This is a genomic window from Streptomyces sp. NPDC044061 (assembly GCF_056434305.1).
The window spans coordinates 248,087-259,895 of sequence record NZ_JBWKFL010000006.1 but is presented as its reverse complement, the minus strand read 5'-3'; the positions used below and the strand labels follow the sequence as shown (position 1 = coordinate 259,895).

Annotated in this window: 9 protein-coding genes; 6 read left to right on the top strand and 3 right to left on the bottom strand. The window is 72.8% G+C overall.

The genetic code is table 11. From position 1 onward, the window contains the following. Positions 1-132: 132 nt before the first annotated feature. From AC07CM_RS12585 to AC07CM_RS12575, 3 genes are all read right to left on the bottom strand, one after another. Positions 133-1,497, bottom strand: coding sequence for a glutamine synthetase family protein (locus AC07CM_RS12585; protein ID WP_478876344.1), 1,365 nt, complete (start codon positions 1,495-1,497; stop codon positions 133-135). A 37-nt stretch (positions 1,498-1,534) separates the two neighbouring features. Continuing rightward, on the bottom strand, positions 1,535-3,916 hold the full coding sequence (locus AC07CM_RS12580) for a M20/M25/M40 family metallo-hydrolase (RefSeq protein ID WP_478876343.1): 2,382 nt from the start codon (positions 3,914-3,916) through the stop codon (positions 1,535-1,537). A 419-nt stretch (positions 3,917-4,335) separates the two neighbouring features. Next, complete coding sequence (locus tag AC07CM_RS12575) at positions 4,336-5,085, bottom strand: 2OG-Fe dioxygenase family protein (protein WP_478876342.1); 750 nt, start codon at positions 5,083-5,085, stop codon at positions 4,336-4,338. A 198-nt stretch (positions 5,086-5,283) separates the two neighbouring features. Between AC07CM_RS12575 and AC07CM_RS12570 the strand changes: the two genes are divergently transcribed. The 6 genes from AC07CM_RS12570 to AC07CM_RS12545 all read left to right on the top strand — a co-directional run bounded on the left by AC07CM_RS12570 (position 5,284) and on the right by AC07CM_RS12545 (position 11,808). After that, positions 5,284-5,871: a cysteine hydrolase family protein gene (locus tag AC07CM_RS12570; RefSeq protein ID WP_478876341.1), complete on the top strand. Its 588-nt coding sequence runs from the start codon at positions 5,284-5,286 to the stop codon at positions 5,869-5,871. Positions 5,872-5,971: 100 nt separating this feature from the next. Beyond that, a complete protein-coding gene (gene hypE, locus AC07CM_RS12565; RefSeq protein ID WP_478876340.1) occupies positions 5,972-6,997 on the top strand; it encodes a hydrogenase expression/formation protein HypE in 1,026 nt (341 codons plus the stop codon). 23 nt (positions 6,998-7,020) lie between these two features. Next, the gene (gene hypF, locus AC07CM_RS12560; protein ID WP_478876339.1) at positions 7,021-9,426 is read left to right on the top strand and encodes a carbamoyltransferase HypF; all 2,406 of its coding nucleotides are present in this window, start codon (positions 7,021-7,023) and stop codon (positions 9,424-9,426) included. Between the two features lie 47 nt (positions 9,427-9,473). Next, positions 9,474-10,814 (top strand): PLP-dependent aminotransferase family protein, encoded by a 1,341-nt coding sequence (locus AC07CM_RS12555; RefSeq protein WP_478876338.1) that lies wholly within the window; start codon positions 9,474-9,476, stop codon positions 10,812-10,814. Continuing rightward, positions 10,811-11,602, top strand: coding sequence for a gamma-glutamyl-gamma-aminobutyrate hydrolase family protein (locus AC07CM_RS12550; RefSeq protein ID WP_478876337.1), 792 nt, complete (start codon positions 10,811-10,813; stop codon positions 11,600-11,602). Before AC07CM_RS12555 ends, AC07CM_RS12550 begins: the two co-directional genes overlap by 4 nt. Next, positions 11,599-11,808, top strand: coding sequence for an MbtH family protein (locus tag AC07CM_RS12545; protein WP_478876336.1), 210 nt, complete (start codon positions 11,599-11,601; stop codon positions 11,806-11,808). The genes AC07CM_RS12550 and AC07CM_RS12545 overlap by 4 nt, the downstream gene beginning before the upstream one ends. Position 11,809 lies beyond the last annotated feature (1 nt).

The window sequence follows — 11,809 nt, the reverse complement described above, 5'->3', positions numbered from 1 at the left end:
CCGTCCCCCCTTCCCCCCCCCCCCTCCCCCCCCCCCCCCCCCCCCCCCCCCCCCCCCCCCCCCCCCCCCCCCCCCCCCCCACCCCCCCGCCCCCCCCCCCCGTCGCGTGCGTGCGCCCGATGGGCGCGAGTCTCACAGCCGTTCGAAGCAGCGGCGCAGCTCCCAGTCGGTGACGGCCGCGTCGAACGCCTCGATCTCGACGGCGGCCTGGTTGGCGTAGTGCTCGAAGGCCTCCTTGCCGAACGCCTCAGGGGCCAGCGTGCTGGTCTCCCACAGCGACAGCGCGTCCCGCAGGGTGCCGGGGACCCGTTCGGAGTCGGCCGCGTAGGCGTTGCCCTCGCACGGCTCCGGCAGCAGCAGCCGCCGGTCGATGCCGTCGAGACCCGCCGCGATCAGCGCGGCGACGGACAGGTACGGGTTCACGTCGCCGCCCGGCATCCGGTTCTCCACCCGCAGCGAGTCACCCCGGCCGACGAGCCGCAGGGCACACGTCCGGTTGTCCACGCCCCACTGCACGGCGGTGGGGGCGAAACTGCCGGGCACGTACCGCTTGTACGAGTTGACCGTCGGCGCGTGCAGCAGCGCGAACCCGCGCAGCGCGGCCAGCTGTCCGGCGAGGAAGTGCTCGCCGATGAGGGACAGCCCGTACGGCCCGTCCCCGGCCAGCACCGGGGACCCGTCGACCGCGCGCAACGAGATGTGGACGTGGCACGAGTTGCCCTCGCGCTGGTCCGGCTTGGCCATGAAGGTCAGACTCGACCCCTGCTGGGCCGCGATCTCCTTGGCGCCCGTCTTGTAGATGCTGTGGTTGTCGCACGTGGTCAGGGCGTCCGTGTAGCGGAAGGCGATCTCGTGCTGGCCGGGGTTGCACTCGCCCTTGGCCGACTCGACGTACATGCCGGCCCCGGTCATGGCGGTCCGGATCCGGCGGAGCAGCGGCTCAACCCGGGACGTGCCCAGCACCGAGTAGTCCACGTTGTACTGGTTGGCGGGCCGCAGCTCGCGGTAGCCCCGCTGCCAGGCCTCCTCGTAGGTGTCCTGGTAGACGACGAACTCCAGCTCGGTGCCGACCATGGCCCGCCAGCCGCGCTCGGCCAGCCGGTCCAGCTGCCGGCGCAGGATCTGCCGCGGCGACACCTCCACCGGGCTGCCGTCGTGCCAGGCCAGGTCGGCCAGGACCAGCGCGGTGCCGGGCTGCCAGGGCACCATGCGCAGGGTGCCCAGGTCCGGCAGCAGCCGGAAGTCGCCGTATCCACGGTCCCACGAGGCCATCGCATAGCCGCCGACGGTGTTCATCTCGACGTCCACCGCGAGCAGATAGGCGCAGCCCTCCGCTCCGTGCCGGACCACCTCGTCGAGGAAGAACTCGGCGGACAGGCGCTTGCCCTGGAGCCGTCCCTGCATGTCGGTGAAGGCCAGGACGACTGTGTCGACGTCACCGACGGCGACCCGGGTGCGCAGCTGGTCCAGGGTCAGCATGCCGTCTCGTTGTGCCATGGGGTTCTCCTGCTCGGGGCTCGCCCGTTGTCCGGGGTCAGATCGTGAAGCCCTTGGAGACCAGCGTGAAGCCGGAGTCCAGGGAGGACCAGGTCACCGTCCGCGGCCGGGCCGGCCGCAGGGTGTCCGCTGGAAAACCGGTGTTCTCGGCCACCGCGCGCAGCCGGAGCGGCCGGTCGCCGGTGAGCCGGAACGTCAGCTCGACCCCGCCGCTCGGCGGGCTGACGTAGAGGAAGCCCCACGTCCACCGGCCGTCCCCGGAGCTGCGGTTGTCGCCACCGGGCAGCCGCTCGCCCGCCACGGTCAGGCCCCGCACGGTGCCGCTTGTGGTGTCCGCGTAGACCATCAGCTGGTCCGGGGCGCCGTGGGCGGAGCCCAGACGGACCCGCACCTGCCGGCCGCCCTTCGTGGGCCGGTCGGACAGGACCTTCAGGGTGGGCGTGGCGAGCGTCCGCGCGGGCGCCGGGCCGCTGCGCCAGCGCGCGGGCTCGCGCAGCGGCGGGAACCGGTCCTCCACGTGTTCCTCGCCCCCGTCGACGAACGGGCCGAGCCAGGGATGGGTGCCCAGTCCGTTGCTCACCCAGCGGGCCCGGCCGCTGTCGGCGTCCAGCGTGTACACGAGGCTCACCTGGACGGGGTGGGCCGGATCGACGCCGTCCCGGACGACTCCGGCGGCCACCACGGCCATGCCGGTGGCCCCCGCGATCAGTGCCCGCAGGGCAAGGGACTTCCCGCGCAGCGGGGAGCCGGTGAACGGCATCGGCAGGGCGACGGCGAACAGCGCCCCCAGCAGCAGCGGCACGAAGGCCATGCCCAGACCCAGGGTCGGGAAGAGCAGCGCCGCGATGGGCAGCAGCAGGGCGGCACCGGGCAGCGACGCCAGGGCCGCGGCGGCGGACCGCCAGCGCGAGGTCTCCGGCAGCCGGGCCGCCACGATCAGACCCGCCGCACCGAACAGGGCCGGCCACACGAACAGGTAGGACGCGCCCGGCACCAGCAGCGCGGTCAGCAGGGCGAGCAGCACGAGCCAGCCCGTGACGGCGGCACTGGTCGCGACGGCCCCGAGCCGGCGGCGCAGTACGGCGGTGCAGACCCACACGGCCGTCAGCGCGACGACACCGAGCCCCAGGGCGGCGAGACCGGGGCGGTGGGGATCCCCGAAGACGAAGCCCGCGTACTCGGGGCGGGCGAGCAGGATGAGCTGCCAGCCGGCCCACCCGGTCAGGGCCGCGCCGAGCAGGGGCACCGGGACGGCCGCCACGGCGACGGCGACCGAACGGCCCCGTACCGCGCGGCGGCGTACGGCGTACCACAGCGCGACGGCAAACAGGGCTGCGGCGAGGACCGCGAGAGGCAGCACCAGGGCACCGGGATAGCGCACCAGCAGCCCCGCCCAGGAGAAGTAGGTGGACGGCGAGCCCTTCCGGACGGTCGTCAGGTCGGTGCCGGCGAGGTGGCGGGTGGCGCCCAGCACGGTGTCGCCGAGGTCCTGCAGGGAGGCCCGGCTGGAGTTGGCGAGGTTGTCCTGCGGGGTGTCGTAGTTCGCCGAGGTGCCGACGTTGGCGAAGTTCATGCCGGTGAAGCCGGCGTCGCGGAAGACGGTGAAGTCGGTGTAGTTGGGCAGCCTGCGGTAGACCTCGTAGGCCAGCGAGGTGGTGACGGGGACATGCCCTTCGAGCGCGGGCACCAGGGCCCCGTTGTGGTCGCCCGTCTCGAACATCAACGTGCGCCCGGACGTGCCGCGCGACTCCAGGTTCAGCACGACGGTCCGCTTCGGGTCGCCCGCCGCACCCGAGGCGGTGTACTGCTGGGCCCCGACCTTGCCGAGTTCCTCGCCGTCGGTGAACAGGAAGGTCACGTCGTTGCGGGGGGCGGGGCCCGAGCGCAGGGCGCGGGCGATCTCCAGCAGGGCCGCGATCCCGTGGCCGTCGTCGGTGGCACCGGGCCCGATCTCGACCGAGTCGTAGTGCGCGACCAGCAGCACCCGTCCGGTGGGGTGCGTGCCCGGCAGCGTGGCCCGGATGTCCTGCGTCGGCGCCACCAGCGCGGCACCCGAGGTGGTGTCGGTGCCCAGTCCGCGCAGCACCTGCGGATGCAGCCCGAGTCCGTCGAGCTCGGCCACCAGCCGGTCGCGGACCCGGTCGTGCGCCGCCGAGCCGAGGGGGCGAGGCTCCTTGGCGATGGCGTCGACGTAGGCATGGGCCCGGGTGGCGGAGAAGACGCCGGCCGGGGCGTAGGCGGACCGCGCCCCACCCGGTACGGCGTTCGACACCGCCGGTATCAGCGCGACGACGCTCACCAGGAGGAGCAGCAGCAGTTCGGGCAGCGCACGCGCCGCCCATCGCGCCGGGGGCGGCGCGGCTTCGGCCTCCGCGCGCACCTCCGGTGCGGGAGCGGTCGGGAGGAGACGGAACGTCACGGGTCGGCCTTCCTTCGGGACGGAACGGAGCACGGGTGCGGGCGCGGTGGTCGGGAAAGCGGCGCGAGCCCGGGGAGCGGCCGCCGGAAGACGGGATGCGCGGACACGGCACGGCCGTACGGCGGAGGGCGGGCCCGGCGCTCGGTGCGCTGGCGTAGGGCGAAGAGTCCGGCGCTCAACGCGCGGACGTACGGCGAAGGGAGGGACGGACCGGACCGCCGGGCTCGCTCAGCCGCTCTTCCGTCCGGTCCGCTCCCGCTCGAGCGCCGCCGGCCCGGCCTCGCTCCGGGCCGGTGCCCGGCCCGCGGTCACCACCTGGTGCAGGGCCCGGGCGAGTCGTCTGCGCACCACACGGCCCGAGAGCGGGCCCGTCTCCCGGTCGGACGGGGGAGCGTTCCCCGGGGCCGGCCGAAGCGGCCTCACGGGAGGTCGAAGTCGACGATCAGCACGTCGCGGTGGGCCGGAGCCGACGGATCGACCGGCGTCACCGGGGTGACGTCGTGCAGCACGGCCCGGTCGTCGACGATCAGTTGCTCGCCCGGCTCCAGCAAGGTCGTCGCGAGCAGCCGCTCGCCGTCCTGCGTGTACAGCGAACTCTCGCCGCCCACCACGTTCGTGCGGTTCACCAGCAGTGAGGTGACGAAGGTCGACCCGTCGCGGTGCCGGCCCTGCGGCGCGGGCCGGCCGGTCTGCGCGGGGTCGGTGACGATGCGGAACGGGTGGAGCTTGACGTCCCAGCGGGAGACACCCTCCACGGCCGAGAAGATCTCCCCCAGCGTCAGCACGATCCCGCGGGTCAGCGGATCGTCGAGGAAGGCCTGCGTCAACGGCTCGAAGTGCCGCTCGATGCCCCCGTTCAGCGGGTTGACGTCGCTCTCCTGCCGGTACGGGCCGTGCGGCAGCGCGGTCAGTTCCCCGGTGGTCGTGTCCAGCGTGAAGTGGCCGTAGCGCCGGTACCGGTACGACCCTCCGTCGCGCATGTACATGTCCTGGTGGAGGTCGTCCCAGTGCCGGGCGAAGCGGGCCCAGTCCTCGGGCGTGGCGCGCAGCAGCGCGGACTGCTCCGCCGCGGGCTGGAGGTAGCCGCCTCGGTCCGACAGCTCGCGCACGGCCGTCGCGATCGCTGGACGCGTGCTGCCGGGCCGCTCCGCGGTGATCGGTTCGGACATCCCGGGTGCCCCCTTTCTGGATTCCGGACAGGGGCCCCGATCGTGCCAACGCCCAGCTCCCGCCCACGAGTCCGGGGAATCCCCCGGGCCGCCGGTCAGGGTTTCTCCCGACTGCCGCTGCGGAGCCCACCGGCGGGATCTTCGAGGTCCGACGACGAGCCGCGGCGCAGCCAGCCGCGACGTGCCAAGGAGTGACGCATGAGCAAGGTCGCAGTACTGACCAACGACCTGCAGTACGACCTGGTCAACAAGAACCAGGAGCGGATCGACGCGGTCGAGGAGGCCACCCCGAGCTTCTCCGCCTTCCTCAACGACATGCGTGAGCGCGGCCACCACGTCATCCACCTGCAGCTGATCAACCGCCCCGACGACCCGGTCGCCGAGCGCTACGACGGCGGCCGCCTGCCGGCGCAGAAGGGCACCAAGGGCGCCGAGATCCTGCCCGTCTTCCTCGCCGAGACCGACATCCTCGTCGAGAAGAACAAGGACAGCGGCTTCTACGAGACCGACCTGCACGAGCGTCTGCAGGACCTGGGCGTCGAGGCCGTCATCGTGACCGGCATGCAGGGCCAGATCTGCGTGCAGACCACGGCCGCCGACGCCTTCTTCCGCGGCTACAACGTGTGGGTCCCGAGCGACTGCGTCGTCTCCGCCCGCGACCACGACAAGGTCCGCGCCCTGGACTGGCTGGACGGCTACTGCGCCACCGTCGCCCCGTCCGCCGAGATCATCCGGCAGCTCGACGAGACCGGCGAGCTGACCCGGAAGGTGTTCCGCACGCCGTGACCGCCCGGCCGCTCCCGGCCGTTGCGCGCCTTCCCCTCGCGCCTCCCTTCGCGCCTCTCCTTCGAACCGAACCTCCGAACTGACAGGAGCCCCGTTGCTGATGGCCACGGAATCCTTGCTGGACCAGCAGATCGTCCTAGACCACGGCACTGGTGCCCGGCTCAGCCGGGAGCTGGTCGAGTTCGTCGTGGAGGTGCTGGGCGACGTCTACATCGGCGAGATGGAGGACAGCGCGATGCTGCCGGCGCCTTCCGGCAGCATCGCGATGACCACCGACTCCTTCGTCGTCGACCCGCCGTTCTTCGGTAACGGCGACATCGGGAAGATAGCCGTCTGCGGCACGGTCAACGACCTCGCCGTGGTGGGTGCCAAGCCGCTCTACCTCACCCTCGCGATGATCCTGGAGACCGGACTGCCGATCCGGGACCTGCACCGGGCGCTGGTCTCCCTGCGGGACACCGCGGCCGAGGCCGGCGTGAAGATCGTCGCGGGCGACACCAAGGTGGTCGCGCCCGGCGAGGCCGACGGCATCTTCCTCAACACCACCGGGATCGGGGTGTTCCACAAGCCGCCGAAGCGCATGACGGACGTCCGCCCCGGCGACCGGATCGTGCTCAGCGGGCCGATCGGCAACCACACCGTGCACCTGCTGTCGGTGCGCGAGGGCCTGGGCTTCGAGAAGAACGTGCTCAGTGACTGCGCACCGCTCAACGGCCTGATCGACTCCGTCGAGGCGGCCGTCCCCGCCGACGCCGTGCGCTCCATGCGCGACGTCACCCGTGGTGGGCTCTCCGCCGTCCTGCACGAGTACTCGGCGGCACTCGGCCGGACCCTGCGCGTCGAGGAGGCGGAGCTGCCGGTCTCCCACGAGACCCGGATGGCGGCCGACATGCTCGGCATCAACCCCATCCACTGCGCCAACGAGGGCTGTCTGGCGCTGTTCGTGGAGCCCGACTCCGTCGACGTCGTGCTCAAGGCGCTGCGCGAGCACCCGTACGGCGCCGAGGCCGTGGTCATCGGCGAGGTCACCGACCGGCCCGGCAAGACGGTCGAACTGCTCGGCCGCGACGGCAGGGTCAGCGAGATCGAGGAACTGCAGGGCGCGGAACTCCCGCGTCTTTGCTGAACACATCGGATCGGAGCGGGATCGTGCAGCAGATCACTGTGCAGGGCGCCGGCCCGTCCGCCGCACCCGGAACGTCCCCATCGGCCGAACAATGGCTGATCCGGGTCTGCGGAGTGGTGCAGGGCGTGGGCTACCGGCCCTTCGTCCACACCCTGGCGACCTCCCTGGGGCTGTCCGGCTGGGTGCTCAACGACAGTCTCGGCGTGCAGACCGAAGTGTGCGGAGACGTCGCCCGGTTGAACGCCTTCGTCGTGGCCCTGCGCGACGACGCTCCGCTCCTGGCCCGGGTCGACGAGGTGCGGGTGGAGTCCCGCACCTCCGTCCCGGCCGCGGCCGGCGCGGGTTTCGAGATCCGGCAGAGCGCCCGCACGGGCCGGTCGAACACCATCGTCCCGCCCGACTCCCATGTGTGCGCCGACTGCCTGCGCGAGGTCTTCGACCCCGCCGACCGGCGCTACCGCTATCCCTTCACCAACTGCACCCACTGCGGGCCGCGCTACTCGCTCATCAAGGGGCTCCCGTACGACCGGGAGCAGACCACCATGGCGTCCTTCGTGATGTGCGCGGACTGCCGGCGCGAGTACGAGGACCCGGCCGACCGCCGATACCACGCCCAGCCCAACGCCTGCCCCGCCTGCGGCCCCCGGCTGACCCTGGCGGGCCCCGACGGCGAACTGGCCCGGGCCGACGACGCCCTGACCGCCGCCACCGAGGCCCTGGCCGCCGGCCGGATCGTCGCCGTGAAGAGCGTCGGCGGCTTCCATCTGGCCGTCAACGCCCGCGACGCCGAGGCCGTCGCCAGGCTGCGGCGCCGCAAGAAGCGGGACTCCAAGCCGTTCGCCGTCATGGTCGACGACCTTCGAGCCGCGGCCCGGCTCGCCGACTGCGGTGCCGCCGAGGCGGAGCTGCTCGAGTCACCGGCCCGGCCGATCGTCCTGCTGCGCAAGATCCCCGGCGCGCTCCCCGAGGAGGTCGCCCCGCGCAACCCCAACCTCGGCGTCATGCTGCCCTCCGCGCCCCTGCACCATCTGCTGCTCGACCGGCCGGGGCTCGACGTGCTCGTGATGACCAGCGGAAACGTGTCCGGCTATCCGATCGCCTACCGCAACGAGGACGCGCTGGGCCAGCTGTTCGAGGTCGCCGACCTGGTGCTGCACCACGACCGCGACATCCACGTCCGGGTGGACGACTCCGTGGTCCGCTGCTCGGACCACCCCGTCCTCGACACCCCGCTCGTCACCTTCCTGCGCCGCTCCCGCGGCTACGCCCCCTACCCCGTCGAGGTCGACGCCCTGCCCGAACCCGTCCTCGCGTACGGCGCCGAACTGAAGACCACGCTGGCTCTGGGCACGGACCGCAAGGTGTACGTCAGCCAGCACATCGGGGACCTGAAGAACGACGAGACCTTCCGTTCGCACAAGCAGACCGCGGCCCACCTCTCCGAGCTGTACGGGCTGCGCCCCCGGTACCTCGCCGTGGACATGCACCCCTCCTTCCGCTCCCATGTGCTGGCCGGTGACGAACGGCCCGAGGACGTCGTGGAGGTGCAGCACCACCACGCCCACATGGCCTCGTGCATGGCCGAGAACCGGCTCACCGGCACCACCCTGGGCGTCGTCTTCGACGGCGCCGGCTACGGCCTCGACGGCACCATCTGGGGCGGCGAGTTCCTGCTCGGCGACTTCGCCGGCGTGGACCGCGTGGCCCACCTGCGGCCGATCCCGCTGCTCGGCGGCGACATGGCCGTCCACCAGCCGGTGCGCACCGCCTTCGCCCTCGCCCTGGAGGCCCTGGACGACCCCGGGGCGGCCCTCGCCGCCTTCCCGGCCCTCGGGGAACTGACCGAGCAGGAGAGCCACGTCTACGCCACCATGGTCCGGCGCGGCATCAACGCTCCGCGCGTCTCCAGCATGGGCCGCCTCTTCGACGGCGTCGCGGCCCTGCTCGGGGTGTGCTCCCACGCCGAGTACGAGGCACAGGGGCCGATCGAACTGGAGGGCCTGCTCGGCCGGGACCTCACCCCCGCCGACCACCCCTACCGGTTCGGCGTCACCGAACCCGCCGACGGCACCGGCCCCCGTGTGATCGACCCGCTCCCGCTGATCCGCGACCTCGCCGCCGACCTGGCCGCCGGCACCGCGACGGAGACGATCAGCAGACGCTTCCACACGGCGGTGGTCCGGATGGTCGTGGACATGTGCGCCGACCGGCGCGGGCGCGACGGCAGCACCCAGGTCGTGCTGTCCGGCGGCGTCTTCCTCAACGAGTTCCTGCTGATCAACTGCCTCGTCGAGCTGCGCGAGGCCGGGTTCGACGCGTACCCGCACCGACTCGTGCCCACCAACGACGGGGGCATCGCCCTCGGCCAGGTGATGGTGGCCGGCGCCCGGATGCGCGGCCGGTCCCGGGCCGCCGCCGCGTCCGAGTGAAAACCCCCAGCGCCCCCCGAGCCGTAAGAGTTAAGGAGTCACCCGAGGTGAACACCGACGTGACACTGGAAGACGTCGTCAGGCTCCTCGCCGACAACGAGACGGAAGCCCGGCAGACCCTCAGCATGGTGCCGTCCGAGAACGCCCTGTCCGGACTGTCGAAGCTGCCCCTGCTGCTCGACCCGTACCACCGCTACTTCTTCAACGAGTCGGACCACCCGGACCGCTGGCACTTCCGCGGCGCCCAGCGCCTGCGCGACCTGGAGTCGAACCTCACGGTGCCGCTGCTGCGGGAACTCGGCCGGGCCGAGTTCGTCTCCGTACGACCGCTCAGCGGCCTGAGCGCCATGACCCTGGTGCTCGCGGCCCTCGGCGGCGACCCCGAGTCGACCGTCGTCACCATCGCCCCCGGCAACGGCGGCCACTTCGCCACGCCCAGCGTGGCGCGCCGGCTCGGTCTGAACGTCGAGTTCCTGCGGGGCCCGGACCCGCACTCCCTCGACCTCGACCACGCGGCGAAGCTGCTGGCCCGGACCCGGCCCGCGCTGCTGTACGTGGACCAGTCGCACTGCCTGTTCCCCATCGACGTGGCCGAGCTGGTCGCCGTGGTCCGCGCCGTCTCCCCGGAGACCAGGGTGCACGTCGACGCCAGCCACTGGTTCGGCCTGGTGCTGGGCGGAGTGTTCCCCAACCCGCTGGACCATGGCGCCGACAGCCTCGGCGGCTCCACCCACAAGACGTTCCCCGGACCGCAGAAGGCCGTGGTCCTCACCCGGGACGCCGAGATCGACCGCCTCGTCCGCGACGCGCAGGACTTCCTGATCAGCAGCCACCACTTCGCCTCCACCATCGGCCTCGGCATCGCGCTGCTGGAGTTCCGCGACCACGGCGGGCCCGCCTACGCCCGGGCCGTCGTCGACAACACGCGGACCTTCGGCCGGCTGCTGACCGAGCGCGGCATCACGGTCTGCGCGGCCGACCGCGGTTACTCCGCCGGCCACCAACTTTGGCTGGACACCGAGCGGGACGGCGTCGCGCCGAAGACGGCGAGCGACCGGCTGTACGCGGCGGGCGTGCGCGTCAACTTCATGGCCGGGCTGCCCGGTTTCACCGGACAGGGCGTGCGCATCGGGCTCAACGAGCCCACCTACCACGGCCTCGCCGGAGAGGACCTGGTCGAACTGGCCGACATCTTCGCGCAGGCCGTGCACGCCGCGGCCCCCTCGGCCGACCTCGCCGACCGGACGGCCGCGCTCCGGCTGCGCACCCGCTTCGGAGCGCCGGTGGACAGCACCTCCGCCCTCTTCGAGCAGGCCCTCGCCCTGTGCGCCGACGCCCTGCGCACCACGCCCGTCGCCGCCGCGCAGCCGCAGGAGGTCACCCCGTGAGCCGACCGGTCATCGGCATCGCGAGCTATCTCGAACAGGCCCGCTGGAACATCTGGGACACCCGTGCCGCCGTCATCCACGAGTCGTACGTCCATGGCGTCACCGCGGCCGGCGGCCGTGCCGTGGTACTGCCCCCCGACGACCGGGACGCCGACGTGCTCGACCGGCTCGACGGGCTGCTGCTGCCCGGCGGGGTGGACATAGCCCCGCACCACTTCGGGCAGCAGCGCCACCCGGACACCGACGCCGAACAGCGCCTGCGCGACACCGCCGAACTGCTGCTGCTGCGGTCCGCACTCGACCGGAACCTGCCCGTCCTGGGCGTCTGCCGCGGGCTCCAGCTGCTGGCCGTGGTCTACGGCGGCTCCCTGCACCAGCACCTCCCCGACCTGCTCGGCCACACCGGCCACTGCCCGCGCGAGGGTGTCTTCGGCGAACACGAGGTCGAGTTCGCCCCGGACAGCGTCCTGCGTTCCGTCTACGGAGGGCACGCCCGGGTCAACTCCCACCACCACCAGGGCATCGCGGACGCCGGCCTGCTGCGGGTCACCGCCCGCGCCGACGACGGCCTGGCCGAGGCCGCCGAGGACCCCTCCCGCCCCTTCGTCGTAGGCGTGCAGTGGCACCCCGAAGTGTCCGGGGACCACGCCCTCTTCGCCCGGTTCGTCGCCTCCTGCGCCCGTCCCGCCGCCCCCGTCCCCGTCACCCCCGTCCCTGCCACCGCAGTCCCCGCCCCGCCCCGCACCCCGCTCACCGAACCCGTCGTACCGATCGGAGCACCGTCATGAGCAGCCAGGAGACCACCTACCAGGTCGTCGTCAACCACGAGGAGCAGTACTCGGTCTGGCCCGCCGGCCGCGGGCTGCCGCTCGGCTGGACCGCCGAGGGCACCCAGGGCCCGAAGGAGGACTGCCTCGCGCACATCGACCGGGTCTGGACCGACATGAGGCCGCTCAGCCTGCGCCAGGCCCTGGCCGTCGGCGCCGAGGGCTGAC